This is a genomic window from Enterobacter sp. SENG-6, from assembly GCF_001605945.1.
In the GTDB taxonomy this organism is placed as follows: Bacteria; Pseudomonadota; Gammaproteobacteria; order Enterobacterales; family Enterobacteriaceae; genus Enterobacter; species Enterobacter cloacae.
This window is the reverse complement of the sequence record NZ_LOMM01000033.1, coordinates 210,849-228,667: the sequence shown is the minus strand read 5'-3', so window position 1 is coordinate 228,667 and position 17,819 is coordinate 210,849. Positions and strand designations below refer to the sequence as shown.

Genomic DNA, 17,819 nt, shown 5'->3' with positions numbered 1-17,819 from the left:
ACCCGCCCCGCCAGTTCCGCTGGCGGGGCGGTTGTCAAATGGCGAGCGACGTCACACTGTCTATACTTACATGGCTATGAAAGAGGTAAAGGCGTTTACCTCTCGTAAACCGTAAGGAGGACCAGGGTGGCTGACTTGTTAACCGCACCGCCTGTACTGCCCGGACACTATGCTTTCTTTTTCGATCTCGACGGCACGCTCGCCGGGATAAAACCGCACCCCGACCAGGTGGTTATCCCGGAGGCGGTATTACAGGATTTGCATCAGCTCTCGCAAATGAATGAGGGAGCACTGGCATTGATATCAGGGCGCTCAATGGCCGAGCTGGATTTGCTCGCCAGTCCTTACCACTTTCCGCTGGCCGGTGTACACGGAGCGGAGCGCCGCGACATCCATGATCACACGCACATCGTTTCACTCCCCGATGCATTAATCGAAAAGCTGCAGGCGCAGCTCGCTGCTGCACTGGCTGAACTGCCGGGCACGGAGCTGGAAGCCAAAGGGATGGCCTTTGCCTTGCACTATCGCCAGGCACCGCAGCATGAAGAGGCCGTGCTTGCGCTCGCCGCCAGGGTCGCGCAGGCGCATCCTGAGCTGGCGCTGCAGCCGGGTAAATGCGTCGTGGAGCTTAAACCGAAAGGGATCAATAAAGGGGCTGCGATCGCCGCGTTTATGGCAACGCCGCCTTTCCGGGGCCGGACGCCCGTTTTTCTTGGGGATGACCTGACCGATGAGGCCGGGTTTCGTGTAGTGAATCAGGCCGGAGGGATCTCCGTGAAGGTTGGGCCTGGTGACACTGAAGCCGAATGGCGTCTGGCAAATGTGGCCAGCGTCTGGCAGTGGATATCTGACATCGCTAACCAGCAACAACAACAAATAGCGCAAAACAAAGGGGGAAACCATTATGGGTCGCTTAGTCGTCGTCTCTAACCGTATCGCACCGCCTGACGATAAAAAAGCCAGTGCAGGTGGACTGGCGGTGGGGGTATTAGGTGCCTTAAAAGCTGCTGGCGGGCTGTGGTTTGGCTGGAGTGGTGACATCAGTGAGGAAGAAAAACCACTTAAAAAGGTGACGCGCGGCAACATCACCTGGGCGTCATTCGCCCTGAAAGAGAAAGATTATGACGAGTACTACTCCCAGTTCTCGAATGCCGTGCTGTGGCCCGCGTTCCACTACCGTCTGGACCTGGTCAAATTCCAGCGAGAATCGTTTGAAGGCTACAGCCGCGTCAATGCGCTGCTGGCGGATAAACTGCTGCCTTTAATCGAGGAAGACGATATTTTATGGATCCACGATTATCATCTGCTTCCCTTCGCCCGCGAGCTGCGAAAACGCGGAGTCAACAACCGCATCGGCTTCTTCCTCCATATTCCGTTCCCGACACCGGAAATTTTTACCGCGCTGCCGCCGCATGAAGAACTGCTGGAAGCGCTGTGTGATTACGATTTGCTGGGCTTCCAGACTGAGAATGACCGCATTGCGTTCCTGGATTCGGTATCGGGCAAAACACGCCTGATGACGAAAGGGGGCAAAACGCATACGGCCTGGGGTAAAACGTTCCATACCGAAGTCTATCCGATTGGGATAGAGCCAGATGAGATTGCTGAGCAGGCGTCTGGTCCGTTGCCGCCGAAGCTGGCGCAGCTTAAAAACGAGCTGAAACACGTGAAGAATATCTTCTCGGTGGAGCGTCTCGACTACTCCAAAGGGCTGCCGGAGCGCTTCCTGGCGTATGAAACGCTGCTGGATAAATATCCGCAGCACCACGGTAAAATCCGCTATACGCAGATTGCACCTACGTCACGTGGGGAAGTGCAGGCCTATCAGGATATTCGTCATCAACTGGAGACGGAAGCAGGGCGCATCAACGGCCGCTACGGTCAACTGGGCTGGACGCCGCTGTTTTATCTGAACCAACACTTTGACCGTAAGATCCTGATGAAGGTGTTCCGCTATGCTGACGTCGGCCTCGTAACACCGCTGCGCGACGGGATGAACCTGGTGGCAAAGGAGTATGTGGCGGCGCAAGATCCGGCCGATCCGGGGGTGCTGGTGCTTTCTCAGTTTGCGGGAGCCGCGAACGAACTCACTTCAGCGCTCATCGTGAACCCTTACGACCGGGATGATGTGGCGAACGCGCTCAACCGTGCTCTGACGATGCCGTTGACGGAGCGTATTTCCCGTCATGCGGAAATGATGGATACGATCCGCGAGAATGATATTAATCACTGGCAGGCACGTTTTATTCGCGATTTGCGTAATATTGAGCCGCAAAGCCATGAAGGCGTTCTGCAAAAAAAGATCGCGACTTTCCCTAAACTGGCGTGATATTCCTCTGGGGGTTTAACGACCCCCAAGAGGCACTAACAGCACATCAACCAGGCTTGAGGCGACTATCGATTTCGCCGCGCAGGCCGCCCGTGAAATAAAGCTTTGGTTATGATTACCGCATATCACTAAATCAATTTTCTCTTTGCGACATACGTCGAGAATATGTGCATTCAGTTCACCTGTCGCAATGACGGTCTGATAAATGGGATATTGCGCTTTCTCCACCAGCTCCTGCAGAAATTGCTGCGTTTCTTCCTGTAATACCCCACGAATATCTTCCAGCATGGGGGCTGCCAGTTGATTGTACATCTCGGGTTCGGCCGCAAGGGTAATTAAGCTGATGCGCGCATTATGCGGGCGGGCGATGGACACCGCCCGGGCAACGAGTTGGTGACTTTCCGGTGAAACTGCAACAGAAACAAGAAGATGGGAGTAACTCATCACGCACTCCTTAGCTGTCTGAAAACCGCGTCTGTGTCAGCATTACCGCGAAATCAGCACTTCTGCAAGAGGTGAATACGACATTAGTGTGAAGCTTCTCATAATTATTCATTAATTATTCTTATAAGAAGAATAACGGCAAACCGCGTGCAAATGAAAAAAATTAACAACTTAACGTAAATCACACATTTTGATGCGCGTGATGTTAAATCGTTTTAAAGCGTTATAGACGCAATGTGAATGATCACGGTTTGAAACAAATTTTTCACCCCTCAAGCATAACTGTATGTTTTTCATAGGTAATGAAAATGTGGCCCTGAGATGTATAGCGTGTGAATTGTTGCGGTAGTCGCTATTGCTCAAAAAAGCAATCGCCATGAGCCTTCTGTTCGCACTTCTGCATGAGTATTCGTCCATAAAGAATATAAAATGGTCTTGATTGGTTAAAAAATGAACAAATTACAAGGCTCACTGATGGATTTATGGATGATATTCACTTAAATTATGTGACATGGATCACATTTTTTTTAAATTTGAGGATGGCTGCATTGTATGTGTCAAAACTGACGAGTAGAGTTTGCGTCGAATTAGGAAAAATCTTAGTTATTTGTAAGAAATGATAAAACATGTAAGAAGCGCATCCGCGCTTCGTTGGTGCACGTTTTGCAGAATACAAACCTAAATTCAACTATGCATTTAGCCTTTTTTTTAAATACCGGGTGTTTTCCCGGCGACATCACGGGGTGCGGTCTTTCCGCATAAAAATAATAGTTGGTTATTCGGGATGGGAAAAATGCATACATCCGAGTTGCTAAAACATATCTATGACATCAACCTGTCATATTTACTGCTCGCGCAGCGATTGATTAGTCAGGACAAAGCGTCCGCGATGTTTCGTTTAGGTATCAACGAAGAGATGGCAACCATGCTGGGCGGGTTAACCCTGCCGCAAATGGTTAAACTGGCTGAAACGAATCAACTGGTTTGCCAGTTCCGCTTCGATAATCCTCAGACTATCACGCGGCTGACACAGGAATCTCGTGTGGACGATCTGCAACAGATCCATACCGGTATTCTTCTCTCCACCCGCTTGCTCAACGAAATCAGCCAGCCTGATGACGCAGCCCGTAAAAAAAGAGCGTAGAAATGAGCGAGAAAAGCATTGTTCAGGAAGCGCGTGACATACAGTTGGCCATGGAGCTGATTACACTGGGTGCTCGTTTACAAATGCTGGAAAGCGAAACTCAGTTGAGCCGTGGTCGTCTCATCAAACTGTACAAAGAGTTACGTGGTAGTCCCCCACCGAAAGGAATGTTGCCGTTTTCAACGGACTGGTTTATGACCTGGGAGCAGAACATTCACGCCTCCATGTTCTGTAATGCCTGGCAGTACCTTCTCAAAACCGGTTTGTGTAGCGGCGTCGATGCCGTGATCAAAGCGTATAAACTTTACCTTGAACAATGCCCACAGCAGGAAGAGGGTCCCCTGCTGGCGCTGACCCGCGCATGGACGCTGGTGCGTTTTGTTGAGAGCGGAATGCTTGAATTGTCGCGCTGCAACTGCTGCGATGGCAATTTCATTACCCATGCTCATCAGCCTGCAGGCAGCTTCGCCTGTAGTTTATGTCAGCCTCCATCCCGTGCAGTAAAAAGACGTAAACTTTCCCGGGATGCTGCCGATATTATTCCACAACTGCTGGATGAACAGATCGAACAAGCTGTTTAACCCGAACGTGTGGGAAAGATTCCAGCAGCGGTAAGCCATTACCGCTGCTTTTTTTTATCCTGGATTCGGTAAACGCTGCGAGCTGAACGTCCTTGCCATAGTCACTAGCGGAAGGATGATGTCGTGCTTATCTTATTAGGTTACCTGGTAGTTCTCGGTACAGTTTTCGGCGGTTACATGATGACCGGCGGGCACCTTGGAGCACTCTATCAACCGGCTGAACTTATTATCATCGGCGGCGCAGGGGTAGGGGCTTTTATCGTTGGCAACAACGGGAAATCGATCAAGGGGACGCTGAAAGCTATTCCATTGCTGTTCCGTCGCTCGAAATACACCAAAAGCATGTATATGGATCTGCTGGCTCTGCTCTATCGCCTGATGGCGAAGTCGCGCCAGCAGGGGATGTTCTCGCTGGAACGGGATATCGAAAACCCGAAAGAGAGCGAGATTTTTGCCAGCTACCCGCGCATCCTTGCCGATGCCATGATGCTGGATTTCATTGTCGATTACCTGCGCCTGATCATCAGCGGCAATATGAATACCTTCGAAATTGAAGCGCTGATGGACGAAGAGATCGAAACCCACGAGAGCGAATCCGAAGTGCCGGCCAACAGCCTGGCGCTGGTGGGGGACTCATTGCCGGCCTTCGGTATCGTGGCGGCGGTCATGGGGGTTGTTCACGCGCTGGCCTCGGCGGATCGCCCGGCGGCAGAGCTGGGGGCGCTGATTGCCCACGCCATGGTGGGGACCTTCCTCGGTATTTTGCTGGCGTATGGTTTTATCTCTCCGCTGGCCAGCGTTCTGCGTCAGAAGAGCGCGGAAACCACCAAAATGATGCAGTGCGTGAAGATTACGCTGCTCTCTAACCTCAACGGTTATGCGCCACCGATCGCGGTTGAGTTTGGCCGTAAAACGCTTTACTCCAGCGAGCGTCCGTCGTTTATCGAGCTTGAAGAACACGTGCGTGCGGTGAAAAACCCAAACCAACAGACGACAACTGAGGACGCATGAAAAACCAGTCCCATCCGATCGTCATCGTAAAAAAGCGCAAGCATAAGGGGCATGGGCACGGTGCGCATGGCTCCTGGAAAATTGCCTACGCCGATTTTATGACCGCAATGATGGCCTTCTTTCTGGTGATGTGGTTGATCTCGATCTCCAGCCCGAAAGAGCTGATTCAGATTGCGGAATACTTCCGTACGCCACTGGCGACTGCGGTCTCCGGTGGGCCGCGTATCTCTAACAGTGACAGCCCGATCCCCGGCGGCGGCGATGATTACACCCAGAAGCAGGGTGAGGTGAAAAAAGAGCCGAACATCGACGAGCTGAAGAGAAAGATGGAGCAGGCGCGTCTGAAGAAACTGCGCGGCGATCTCGATCAGCTGATTGAAGCGGACCCGAAACTGCGCGCGCTGCGACCGCATCTGAAGATCGATCTGGTGCAGGAAGGGCTGCGTATCCAGATTATTGATAGCCAGAACCGCCCGATGTTCAAAACCGGTAGCGCCGAGGTTGAACCCTATATGCGCGATATTTTGCGCGCCATTGCGCCGGTGCTGAACGGTATTCCAAACCGCATTAGCCTGTCAGGCCACACGGATGACTTCCCGTACGCCACGGGCGAGAAGGGATACAGCAACTGGGAGCTTTCTGCCGATCGTGCCAACGCCTCGCGTCGCGAGCTGGTGGCGGGTGGGCTTGATGATGGCAAGGTACTGCGCGTGGTCGGCATGGCAGCAACCATGCGTGTCTCTGACCGCGGGCCGGATGACGCCATCAACCGTCGTATCAGTCTTTTAGTGCTGAACCAGCAGGCGGAGCAGGCCATCCTGCATGAAAACGCCGAAAGTCAGAATGAGTCACTGGACGATTTAAAACAGCCTGGGGCCGTTCCTTCGGCTGCCGTTCCAACATCGCCACCAGCCAATCCGAGGTGATAGCGTGAGCATGGATATTAGCGATTTTTACCAGACATTCTTTGATGAAGCCGACGAATTGTTGGCGGATATGGAGCAACATTTGCTGGATTTGGTGCCAGAAGCGCCAGACTCCGAGCAGCTCAATGCCATCTTCCGCGCTGCGCACTCCATTAAAGGCGGAGCCGGAACATTTGGATTTACCATCCTGCAGGAAACCACCCATTTAATGGAAAACCTGCTTGATGAAGCACGACGCGGTGAGATGCAGCTCAATACCGACATTATCAACCTGTTTTTGGAAACCAAAGATATTATGCAGGAACAGCTCGACGCCTATAAAAGTTCGGCAGAGCCTGATGCCGCCAGCTTTGAATACATCTGCAATGCGCTGCGCCAGCTTGCGCTGGAAGCAAAAGGTGAGGTCGCCGCAGCCGTTGTTCCTGCAGCCAAACTGAGCGTTGTTGATGCGCCAGCCGCTGAAGATGCAGCACCTGCCGCCGCTAAAGCGGGGAAACTGCGCGTTGTGCTGTCACGCCTGAAAGAGAACGAAGTCAACCTGCTGGAAGAGGAGCTGGGTAACCTGGCGACATTAAGCAACGTGGTAAAAGGCAAAGACAGCCTTGCTGCGACGCTCGATGACGGTATCAGCCAGGACGACATCGTGGCAGTGCTGTGCTTTGTTATCGAAGCCGATCAAATCGCCTTTGAAACGGAAGCGGTTGCCGTTGACGCGCCTGCTGCAGTGGAGGAGGTTGCCGCTGTGGCTCAGGCTGCTGCGCCCGCGGTCGCCCCTGCTGCCCCGGCGTTGAAAGCCGTTCCTAAAGAGGCTTCTGCCCCGGGCCGTGGTGAAAAACCGGCGGCGCGCTCCAGCGAATCGACCAGCATCCGCGTTGCCGTAGAGAAGGTTGACCAGCTGATCAACCTGGTCGGCGAGCTGGTGATCACCCAGTCAATGCTGGCCCAGCGTTCTAACGAACTGGACCCGGTCACGCACGGCGATCTGATTACCAGCATGGGGCAGTTACAGCGTAACGCCCGCGATCTGCAGGAATCGGTGATGTCCATCCGTATGATGCCGATGGAGTACGTGTTTAGCCGCTTCCCGCGTCTGGTGCGCGACCTGGCCGGTAAACTCAATAAACAGATTGAACTGACGTTGATGGGCAGCTCCACCGAGCTGGATAAGAGCCTGATTGAACGCATTATCGATCCGTTAACGCACCTGGTGCGTAACAGCCTGGACCACGGTATCGAACTGCCGGAAAACCGTATTGCCGCCGGAAAATCCCCGGTCGGTAACCTGATCCTGTCTGCGGAGCACCAGGGCGGGAACATCTGCATTGAAGTGACCGATGACGGCGCGGGCCTTAACCGCGAGCGTATCCTGGCGAAGGCGATTTCGCAGGGGATGGCGGTCAGCGAAAACATGACCGATGAAGAAGTGGGCATGCTGATCTTCGCCCCGGGTTTCTCAACCGCCGAGCAGGTGACGGATGTCTCCGGACAAGGCGTGGGAATGGACGTGGTGAAGCGTAACATTCAGGAAATGGGCGGCCACGTCGAAATCCAGTCTAAGCAAGGTTCTGGTACCACCATTCGTATTCTGCTGCCGCTGACGCTGGCGATCCTCGACGGTATGTCGGTGAAAGTGGCGGACGAAGTCTTCATTCTGCCGCTGAACGCGGTAATGGAATCACTGCAGCCACGTGAAGAAGATCTGCACCCACTGGCAGGTGGCGAGCGGGTGCTCGAAGTGCGTGGGGAATACCTGCCGCTGGTGGAACTGTGGAAAGTCTTCGAAGTCGACGGGGCGAAAACAGAGGCCACGCAGGGTATCGTCGTGATCCTGCAAAGTGCGGGTCGCCGCTACGCGCTGCTGGTTGACCAGTTGATTGGTCAGCACCAGGTAGTGGTGAAAAACCTCGAAAGCAACTACCGCAAAGTGCCGGGTATTTCTGCCGCCACCATTCTGGGTGATGGTAGCGTGGCGCTGATCGTCGACGTGTCGGCGCTTCAGGGATTAAATCGTGAACAACGTGTGGCGTACACAGCCGCCTGATTAAGTAAAGGGTAAGAACATGACCGGTATGAGTAATGTAACGAAACTGGCGGGCGAGCCATCAGGACAGGAGTTCCTGGTATTCACTTTAGGCGATGAGGAGTACGGCATCGATATCCTGAAAGTGCAGGAAATTCGTGGTTACGATCAGGTTACCCGCATCGCGAACACGCCAGCGTTTATTAAAGGCGTCACTAACCTGCGCGGCGTGATTGTGCCTATCGTTGACCTGCGCGTGAAGTTCAGCCAGGGCGATGTGGAGTATAACGATAACACCGTGGTGATTGTCCTCAATCTGGGGCAGCGCGTGGTCGGTATCGTGGTGGATGGTGTGTCTGACGTGCTCTCACTGACGTCTGACCAAATCCGTCCGGCGCCGGAGTTTGCGGTCACGCTGTCTACCGAGTACCTGACGGGGCTGGGTGCGCTGGGTGAGCGTATGTTGATTCTGGTGAACATCGAGAAGCTGTTGAACAGCGAAGAGATGGCGTTGCTGGATATCGCGGCGAACCATGTAGCGTAGGTAAATGCAAAACGGCAATCCAGGTTGCCGTTTTTTGTGTTTGCTCCCTCTCCCGGTGGGAGAGGGGTGGGGTGAGGGCATCAGGCCACACCCCTTTTGTACTCTTACACTTCCTGCTCTACCAGCTCCGCTTCAGCTTCCCGCGCCCCTTCATTCTGCGACAGCATCGCGGTTGCAATCCCGTTACCCAGCACGTTAATGGCGGAACGCCCCATATCCAGGAAGTGGTCGATCCCCATCAGCAGCAGAATACCCGCCACCGGAATATTAAAGCTTGGGATGGTCGCCGCCAGTACCACCAGCGAAGAGCGTGGTACCCCCGCAATGCCTTTTGATGCCAGCATCAGCGTCAGCATCAGAACGGTGACCTCAGAGAAACTCAGATGAATATTGTACGCCTGAGCGATAAACATTGAGGCAAAAGAGCAGTAGACCATCGAACCGACCAGGTTAAAGGAATACCCAATTGGCAGGACGAAAGAGGCGATGCTGCGCGAACAGCCAAATCGCTCCAGTTGCTCAAGGGTTTTCGGATACGCTGCCTCGGAGCTGCTGGTGGTAAAGGCGACCAGCACCGGATCTTTAAGCATGCTGAGCAGGCGGAACACCTCTTTTTTCAGCACCATGTAACCCACTGCCAGCAACACCATGCAGGTGAGCAGAATCGCCACATAGTAGCCGCCAATAAAGGAGGCATAGTTCAGCAGAATGCCGAGACCCTGGGTGGCAATCACCGACGAGATCGCGGCGAAAATCGCCAGCGGGGCAACATACATGACGTAGCCCGTGACCTTCAGCATGATATGGGATACCACATCCAGCGCCGCGACCAGCGGGGCGTTGAATTTCTGACCCAGCGACGCGCCGCCGATGCCAAAGAACATGGAGAACACCACAATTTGCAGAATTTCATTGTTCGCCATCGCCCCGGCAATGCTGGTCGGAATGGTATGTGAGAGGAACGCTTTCAGGGTCATGCCGCCGACGGCCAGCCCGGTATCCACTGCTTCAGTGGGGATCGTCAGGTTCAGACCGCTGCCTGGATGCTCCAGAGTGACAATAAACAGCCCCACCAGTATAGAAAGTACCGATGAGCTGATAAACCATACCATCGCTTTACCGCCTACGCGGCCAATAGTCGAGGTTTCGCCCATTTTCATAATGCCGACCGTCAGCGTGCTGAAGACCAACGGTGCAATCACCATTTTGATCAGTCGCAGAAAAATATCGGTGAGAAGCGTAATGTTATCCGACCAGGTTTTGATGGCATCCGCAGATGCGTATTCATGAATGGCCGCCCCTGAAAGAATACCCGCCAGCATGAATATCACGATGAAGAGCGTAAGTTTGTTTGCACTTGCCACGAAAAAGACCCCTATGCGCTGTAGATGTCGCCCGCGCAGATATATATGGATTTTTTATTACTGCGCGGGAAATTATTCGGCACATAAATTGAAGTAAAGCGGGGGGAGATACAACTCCTTTTTAAATTTTATTAATTTTGTTGCTAATGCTGCGACGATATATTGTGACGCTTATCACACTTTAATGGGATATATCCTCAGGCAACATTCGGTAAATTCCGTTTATAAATCAATAACCCAATGTTTCTAAAATCATTTCTCTGTCAATCGGACAAGGGGGTGACTGACATGGCCGCCAGTGGTCGAAGCGATAACCATAAACTAAATTCTCAATAACCCCCTCGGAGGAACATTAAGCGGGGCTAACATCTTGAACGTTAAAACTAAATTGTTGTACGTGAACGGAGACGTCTTCTGGAGGGTGGTAAATGAAAAGAAAACGCCTTTTGACCTGCGCTGGCATTCTGTTAACCGCGACAACCGCCCATCAGGCGCTGGCGGTCACCAGTAGTGGCACTATCGGCGCGACGCTGACATTGACAAACGGGTGTCTGATTAATGGATCGCCCACCCAAAACGGCATTAACTTCGGGACACTGGATTTCGGGACCCATCCTGCAACCTTTTCCACCCTGACGACGCAGTTGACCGGTGCCAGCGGCGGAAACACCTTCACGATTCAATGTACAACCGCCAGCTACACGGTGGCGATAACCGGGAATACCAACTCCACTGCGCCGGGCACCGTCGTTGGCACGACGGGGACACCCGCCCGCTATCTGATCAACACCACCAACACGGCGCAGGGTGTGGCATACAGCCTGTATAGCGACAGCGGATTTAATAACGTTGTGGCGAATAACGCGGCATTGCCGATCGCGTCCACGGCCGGTGGGGTGGACAGTTACACCCTCTACGGGCGTATTACCGGCGGCGGAAACAGCGTTACGGTGGTACCGGGGACCTACACCGACACCATAAATGTCAGCGTAACCTATTAGCCCACTTAGCCCATGAAGACCGCTTTTTCAGGTCTGCGCCACTGCGCAGAGGGGATCGTGCATCTTTTTTTTACGCTGATCCTCGGGCTGGCGCTGGTGCCGGCCGCTATGGCCGTCACGTCGCAGTCATTTAAGGTCAGCGCGACCATTGTGCCGGGATGCGCGGTGAGCACTGGCAGTGGGGGGCTGTTGGGCACGCTGAACTTCGGTACCCATACCGGCGTGGAGAGTGCTCCGGTGAGCACCAGCTTCGTACCAAACGGGGCACTCTCGATCGCCTGTACGCCAGGCGTGGCGCTGAGTATGAGTATTAACGGCGGGCAGAATTACGCCTCCGTGCGGCGAATGACGCGCAACGGCGGGAACGACGTGGTGGGATACCGGCTTTACAGCAGCAGTTCACTTGCGGCGAACAGCGAAATAGGGGTCAACCAGGCGATTCCGGTGACCTATACCAACAGCAATAACATCGCGCTGCCGCTGTTTGGCGTGGCGCTATTGACCGGGTTCAGCCCGGCAGGAACCTATTCTGATCAACTTACCGTGACCTTGTCATGGTGATAAAGGGAGAGAGTCGATGACGGCATATTTCAGGCGCATATGTCTGGGAAGTTTGCTGGGGGTGATGGCTCTGGCGGCAGGCCAGGTGCAGGCCGCCGCGACCATTCTGTTATGGCCTATCGATCCGTGGCTGGCGGCTGATGCCAAAGCCACGGAGCTGTGGATCCAGAATCAAGGAAACAGCCCAACCACCATGCAGGTACGCATTGTGCGCTGGAAGCAGGAGGGCGGGTTCGAACGTTACAGTGCCCAGCAGGATGTTGTGGCCAGCCCGCCAATTGTCACCATCGCAGCGGGCAGCAAGCAGCTTATTCGTCTTATCAAACAGGGGACGGTTCCGGTGGGGGTCGAGCAGGCCTACCGCATTATTGTCGATGAAATTCCTCAGCCGGATAATAAAGCCGAACCGGCTATCGGTCTCAAACTGCAGATGCGTTATTCCATTCCCCTTTTTGTCTATGGGCAGGGGATCCCGACAAGCAAAGAGGGGGCGCACCATGCGTTTGTGGATACGCACAACCTCAGCTGGCGGGTAAAAAATGAGGGCGGACAGCCTCACCTGGAGGTTAACAACCGGGGCGATGTACACGTCAGGCTCAGTCAGGTTTCGCTGGTGCAGGGCGGGCAGAAACGTCCTGTTGCTGAGGGATTGCTGGGCTATGTGCTGGCGGGCAGTACCCGCAGCTGGGCCATCCCGGCCGGAATTCGGCAGCCAGACCAGATGCGCGCGCAGATTAACGCCAGGGATGAACAATGGCAGTCGACGCCCGTCAACTGAAACCGGCAATGATGATCCTGCTTTGCGTCACGACCAGCGCCTGGGCAGAACCCGGCGATGACAGTTTACCGCCGCCTCCCGAGGCCCGGGCGGTGAACGATGAGGCGGTTTTTCAGCTTGGCCTCATAGTGAACCACTACGATACCGGTCTGGTGGTGCCCGTGACGCAGCGTAAAGGCGCTTACTTTGTCTCGAGCGCCGATTTGCTGCGTGCCGGGCTGCCGCCGGAGCATGTGCCGACCGGCGAGGTGGATCTCTCATCGCTTGCTCAGGTTCGCGTGGAGTACGACAGCGCCGGACAGCGTCTGCTGCTCACCGTGCCCCGCGAATGGGTGGCCTCCCGGGTGACCTCCTTTGGCGGGCAAACCGCGCAAAGCAAACCTCACTTTGGGCGCGGGGCGCTGCTGAATTACGATCTTTATACTAACCACACGGAACACGTGGGCGGCCAGGCTTCTCTGTGGAATGAGTTCCGCTACTTCAATGAACGCGGTTCGCTCTCTTCTACCGGTTATGTGCGGAAAAATTTCGCTGGCGATGACGGCCAGCAGGCCGGATATGTGCGCTATGACACCACCCTGCTGGTCACCAACGAAGAGGACGCCACCACCTGGACGGCCGGGGATGTGATCAGCGATGCCCTGAGCTGGAGTTCCAGCGTGCGTATGGGCGGGATAAGCTACGGGCGTGACTTCTCCCTGCGCCCGGATCTGGTGACCTGGCCGCTGCCGGAATTCTCCGGGGAAGCAGCGGTTCCCACCTCGGTCGATCTCTTTATTAATGGCTATCGGTCTGGCTCTACGCAGCTTCAGCCGGGCCCCTTTACCCTGACGAATCTGCCCTATATTAACGGGGCCGGGGACGCGGTGCTGATCACCACCGATGCGCTGGGACGGCAGGTGAGCACTACGCTGCCGTTCTATGTCACCAGCGAACTGCTTAAACGCGGCTTGAGCGATGGGGCGGTGACGCTGGGAAGCCTGCGGCGCAACTACGGGATCGACAATTTTGATTATGGTCCGGCGGCGGGCAGCGGTTCGTATCGCTACGGGGTAACGGACTGGCTGACCCTTGAAGCTCACGCGGAAAGGGCGGAGTCGCTGGCGCTGGGCGGGGCCGGGACGGTGGTGAAGCTCGGGCACTTTGGCGTTGTGAATACCGCGTATACCCAAAGCCGGATGCGCGGCGATGAGGGCGGGCAGATCGCCTGGGGCTATCAGTACAGCACCAGCGATTTTAGCCTTGCCACTCAACATACGCGACGCGATCGCGGCTTTGGCAACCTGGCCCTCTATGACCAGCCGACGATCTATGACGAAAACGACCGGCCTGTCGCCAGCTTCAGCCGCAATACCGATCAATATTCCCTGACCTTTAACCTTGGGCAGTACGGCAATATCGGAGCTGCCTGGATCGGTGTGGAGAGTTTTGACAGCCAGAAAACAGAACTGCTTAACCTCTCATGGAGCCGCAACCTGTGGGGCGCGAGCAGTCTTTACCTCGCCGCAAGCCGTGATCAGCAGCGAGGCGACTGGACGGTTGCACTCTCGCTACAGGTCCCGCTTGGGGAACGGGACAGCGCCGCAGTCACCTTCGAAAACACGCCGGAGGCAGGCAGCACGCAGCGCATCAACTACAACCACTCCATGCCTTCCGATGGCGGGTTAAGCTGGAACATGGCATGGGCGCATCAGTCGCGGGCGAACAATTATCAGCAGGGAACCTTGGGCTGGCGTAACAATAATATCGAAGTGCAGGGCGGGGCCTACGGTGAAAAGGACATGATGACCTGGTGGAGCGAGGCGCTGGGCTCCATTGTGCTGATGGACGGCGAGCTGTTTGCGGCGAATAAAATCAACGACGCCTTTGTGGTGATCAGCACCGATGGTCAACCGGATGTACCCGTCAGCTACGAGAATCAGCCGGTCGGCAAAACGAATCGCAACGGCTATCTGCTGGTGAGCGGCGTGTCGGCCTATTACCCGGCCAGTTACCGCATTGACACCCTCAATCTGCCTGCCGATACGCGTCTGAAAGAGACCGAACGCCGGATTGCGATCCGCCGCCACAGTGGTTATCTGGTGGACTTCCCGATGGAGCAGGAGCGGGTGGCAAGTGTCATTCTGCATGATGCCGAGGGACAGGCCATTCCGGTGGGCAGCCAGGTCAGACGTGCCTCACGCAGCAACGCGGTGGTGGGTTATGACGGGATCGCCTGGCTGGAAAATCTTAGCGACGTCAATTCGCTGGAGGTGATCACCCCGACGGGCAAACGGTGCCAGGCGACGCTGATCGTTGGCGCGAACCCGGAACACAGGCTGCAAACCTACGGGCCGCTGGTATGTCGGGAGGCACGGTGACGCGTTATCTGCTGGTGATTCTGCTGCTCTTCTCCGGTGCCAGCGGCGCGGCCTGCACCGTCAGTACGGTGAATGCGTCGTTTGGCAGCGTGACCTCGTTCGCGCTGAGCGGAACCGGGGAAGTGGAAACCACCGGCACGCTGGTGGTGGCCTGCGATACAGTCCTCAACCTGCTTACCAACGACTCGGTGGCGCTGACTTACACCTCGGCATCGATATTCGCCAACAGTCGCGCCACCCTGAAGCGCACGGACAATGCGGCTATTACCGATGTGATACCCACGCGCCTGTGCGCTGCCTCCGGCTGTGGCGGTAGCAGCGAAGTGCAGATCGGTAATGCCTATACCTGGAGCGGGAACACGCTGCTCGGGCTGTTGGGGTCGAAGCGCTACAACATTCCGCTCTATTTCCGTACGGTGCCGGGGCAGAACGTCTCGGCCGGGCCGTATCAGGTGCTGCTGACATTCAGCATTAATTACAACGTTTGTGCCGTTGGCGCTGCCGGACTTTGCCTGACGCCGCAAACCGGCACGGCCACCACCACGATCCTTCTCAACATGACCGTCACTAACGACTGCAGCACCATGACCACCCCGGACGTGAATTTCAACAGCGCGCCATTGGTACAAAGTTTTCCCACCGTCTCGCAGGCCATCGCCGTCACCTGCACCAAAGGCAGTACCTATACCATAGGGATTAACAATGGTGCCAATGCGCTGAACAACGTTCGTCGCATGGTGAGCGGCAGTAACTACATGAGTTACGACATCTATAAAGAAGCCACCACCAACCGCTGGGGCAGCAGCGGCACCGAACGCTGGACCAGTGCGACCTCGTCCCAGGTCAGTACCGACGGATTACTGCGTACCTACAATTACACCGCCAAAGTCCTGACCGGGCAGGTGACACCCCCCGCCGGAACCTATACCGATACGCTGATTGTTGACGTGGCGTTCTAACCCCCGCGCTTTTCCCTTTCGCAAATGTAAAGTTCCTGTGGCCTGTGCCGATAACACCGTTAATAAATCTATGAGAAGGTGTTGTATGTTGAACCGTATCCGCGTTGTCACAATGCTCATGATGGTGCTGGTCATTTTCGCACTACTTCAGCTTATCTCCGGTGGGCTTTTTTTCTCGTCGTTAAAACAGAATCAGGACAGTTTCGCCGCCTCAAACGATCTGCGCCTGCAGCAGAGTGAACTCACGTCAACGTGGGATTTGATGCTGCAAACGCGTATCAACCTGAGCCGCTCCTCCGCCCGCATGATGATGGATCCCAATAACCAGCAGAGCAGCGCGAAAACCGATCTGCTGAAAAATGCCCGCGCAACCCTTGCGGATGCCGCAAAGCACTACGACGCCTTTAAGAAGATCGCCCCGCAGCCTGCCATGGAGCAGGTGAGCCAGAATATCGACGAAAAATATAACGCCTACTATGCCGGTCTGACGGAGCTTATCCAGTTCCTGGAGAGCGGCAACATGGACGCCTATTTCGCCCAGCCGACACAAGGAATGCAAAACGCGCTCGGCGCGGCGCTGAGTGAATACGCCAAAGCCAGCGCAGATCTCTACCACTCGGCCTTTACGGAAAGCCAGAATGATTACCGCTTTGCCAAATGGCAGATGGCGGTAATGGCGCTGGCGCTGGCCATTGTGCTGATCGCGGTATGGTACGGCATTCGCCATAGCCTGCTGAACCCACTGGGTCGCGTCATTGCCCATATCCGCGAGATTGCCAGCGGCGATTTGACCAAAACGCTGACCGTCTCCGGGCGTAACGAAATCACCGAACTGGCTAACAGCGTAGACCATATGCAGCGTTCGCTTATCGATACCGTTGCCAACGTGCGTAGCGGCACGGATGCCATCTATACCGGCACCAGCGAAATTGCGATGGGCAATAACGATCTCTCTTCCCGTACCGAACAACAGGCCTCCGCGCTGGAAGAGACCGCGGCCAGCATGGAACAGCTCACCGCCACCGTGAAGCAGAACGCGGATAACGCGCGTCAGGCTTCTCAGCTGGCAGAAAGCGCGTCTGAAACGGCGCAGCGTGGCGGTCGGGTGGTGGATGGTGTGGTGAAAACCATGCATGAAATTGCCGACAGCTCGAAGAAAATCGCTGACATCATCAGCGTGATCGACGGCATTGCCTTCCAGACCAATATCCTGGCGCTGAACGCCGCCGTTGAGGCCGCGCGTGCGGGTGAACAGGGTCGCGGGTTTGCGGTGGTGGCCGGTGAAGTGCGTAATCTCGCCAGCCGCAGCGCTAACGCGGCGAAAGAGATTAAAGCCCTGATTGAAGACTCGGTTTCCCGCGTCGATACCGGCTCCGTGCTGGTGGAAAGCGCAGGGGAGACCATGAATGACATCGTGAATGCCGTTACCCGCGTAACGGACATCATGGGTGAAATCGCCTCTGCCTCTGATGAGCAGAGTCGTGGTATCGACCAGGTTGCCCTGGCGGTATCGGAAATGGATCGCGTGACACAGCAAAACGCCGCTCTGGTGCAGGAGTCCGCCGCGGCGGCCGCTGCGCTGGAAGACCAGGCGAGCCGTCTGAAGATGGCCGTTTCGGCGTTTCGTCTCGCTTCACTCGCTGGAAATACGGTCACCCCGCAAGCCACGTATCGTGTGCCAGCCGCTGAGCCGGCGGCCACGCGTACCCGCGCCGCGACGACCGGACATGATGAAAACTGGGAAACATTTTGACTGACATTTAAACCGCGGCTGCTTGCCGCTTGATGGGAGCGTGG

General features: G+C 55.4%; 16 protein-coding genes. 14 read left to right on the top strand and 2 right to left on the bottom strand.

What is annotated here, in order from left to right; all coding sequences use genetic code 11:
- The first annotated feature begins 126 nt into the window (after positions 1–126).
- The gene (otsB, locus tag AX755_RS16830) at positions 127–930 is read left to right on the top strand and encodes a trehalose-phosphatase (RefSeq protein ID WP_029882592.1); all 804 of its coding nucleotides are present in this window, start codon (positions 127–129) and stop codon (positions 928–930) included.
- Positions 905–2,329, top strand: coding sequence for an alpha,alpha-trehalose-phosphate synthase (gene otsA / locus AX755_RS16825; RefSeq protein WP_013096048.1), 1,425 nt, complete (start codon positions 905–907; stop codon positions 2,327–2,329). The genes otsB and otsA overlap by 26 nt, the downstream gene beginning before the upstream one ends.
- A 15-nt stretch (positions 2,330–2,344) precedes the next feature.
- Here otsA and uspC read toward each other — a convergent pair whose 3' ends face one another.
- Positions 2,345–2,773 carry a universal stress protein UspC gene (uspC, locus tag AX755_RS16820; RefSeq protein ID WP_040019960.1) on the bottom strand — a complete coding sequence of 143 codons (429 nt, stop codon included), beginning with the start codon at positions 2,771–2,773 and terminating at the stop codon, positions 2,345–2,347.
- A 793-nt stretch (positions 2,774–3,566) separates the two neighbouring features.
- Here uspC and flhD point away from each other — a divergent pair.
- The 6 genes from flhD (at position 3,567) to cheW (ending at position 8,999) form a co-directional block, all read left to right on the top strand.
- Entirely contained in the window at positions 3,567–3,917 is a 351-nt protein-coding gene (flhD, locus tag AX755_RS16815; protein ID WP_013096050.1) for a flagellar transcriptional regulator FlhD, read from the top strand.
- Positions 3,918–3,919: 2 nt separating this feature from the next.
- Positions 3,920–4,498, top strand: a complete 579-nt coding sequence (gene flhC, locus AX755_RS16810) for a flagellar transcriptional regulator FlhC (RefSeq protein WP_013096051.1) — start codon at positions 3,920–3,922, stop codon at positions 4,496–4,498.
- Between the two features lie 123 nt (positions 4,499–4,621).
- Entirely contained in the window at positions 4,622–5,509 is an 888-nt protein-coding gene (gene motA, locus AX755_RS16805; RefSeq protein ID WP_008500417.1) for a flagellar motor stator protein MotA, read from the top strand.
- Positions 5,506–6,435: a flagellar motor protein MotB gene (motB, locus tag AX755_RS16800; RefSeq protein ID WP_013096052.1), complete on the top strand. Its 930-nt coding sequence runs from the start codon at positions 5,506–5,508 to the stop codon at positions 6,433–6,435. Before motA ends, motB begins: the two co-directional genes overlap by 4 nt.
- 4 nt (positions 6,436–6,439) lie before the next feature.
- On the top strand, positions 6,440–8,476 hold the full coding sequence (gene cheA, locus AX755_RS16795; RefSeq protein WP_062857121.1) for a chemotaxis protein CheA: 2,037 nt from the start codon (positions 6,440–6,442) through the stop codon (positions 8,474–8,476).
- Between the two features lie 19 nt (positions 8,477–8,495).
- Positions 8,496–8,999: a chemotaxis protein CheW gene (gene cheW / locus AX755_RS16790; RefSeq protein ID WP_013096054.1), complete on the top strand. Its 504-nt coding sequence runs from the start codon at positions 8,496–8,498 to the stop codon at positions 8,997–8,999.
- 104 nt (positions 9,000–9,103) lie between these two features.
- Here cheW and AX755_RS16785 read toward each other — a convergent pair whose 3' ends face one another.
- Positions 9,104–10,363: a dicarboxylate/amino acid:cation symporter gene (locus AX755_RS16785; protein ID WP_023620134.1), complete on the bottom strand. Its 1,260-nt coding sequence runs from the start codon at positions 10,361–10,363 to the stop codon at positions 9,104–9,106.
- Positions 10,364–10,791: 428 nt separating this feature from the next.
- On the opposite strand from AX755_RS16785, the gene AX755_RS16780 reads away from it, so the two are divergent.
- The 6 genes from AX755_RS16780 (at position 10,792) to tar (ending at position 17,775) form a co-directional block, all read left to right on the top strand.
- The gene (locus AX755_RS16780; protein WP_013096056.1) at positions 10,792–11,364 is read left to right on the top strand and encodes a spore coat protein U domain-containing protein; all 573 of its coding nucleotides are present in this window, start codon (positions 10,792–10,794) and stop codon (positions 11,362–11,364) included.
- Between the two features lie 12 nt (positions 11,365–11,376).
- Entirely contained in the window at positions 11,377–11,925 is a 549-nt protein-coding gene (locus AX755_RS16775; protein WP_028027938.1) for a Csu type fimbrial protein, read from the top strand.
- 16 nt (positions 11,926–11,941) lie between these two features.
- The gene (locus tag AX755_RS16770; protein ID WP_029882325.1) at positions 11,942–12,703 is read left to right on the top strand and encodes a fimbrial biogenesis chaperone; all 762 of its coding nucleotides are present in this window, start codon (positions 11,942–11,944) and stop codon (positions 12,701–12,703) included.
- Positions 12,679–15,063 (top strand): fimbria/pilus outer membrane usher protein, encoded by a 2,385-nt coding sequence (locus AX755_RS16765; protein ID WP_062857120.1) that lies wholly within the window; start codon positions 12,679–12,681, stop codon positions 15,061–15,063. The genes AX755_RS16770 and AX755_RS16765 overlap by 25 nt, the downstream gene beginning before the upstream one ends.
- Positions 15,060–16,022: a Csu type fimbrial protein gene (locus tag AX755_RS16760; RefSeq protein WP_045903425.1), complete on the top strand. Its 963-nt coding sequence runs from the start codon at positions 15,060–15,062 to the stop codon at positions 16,020–16,022. Before AX755_RS16765 ends, AX755_RS16760 begins: the two co-directional genes overlap by 4 nt.
- Before the next feature lie 85 nt (positions 16,023–16,107).
- Positions 16,108–17,775, top strand: coding sequence for a methyl-accepting chemotaxis protein II (gene tar / locus AX755_RS16755; protein WP_058660508.1), 1,668 nt, complete (start codon positions 16,108–16,110; stop codon positions 17,773–17,775).
- Positions 17,776–17,819: the final 44 nt, after the last annotated feature.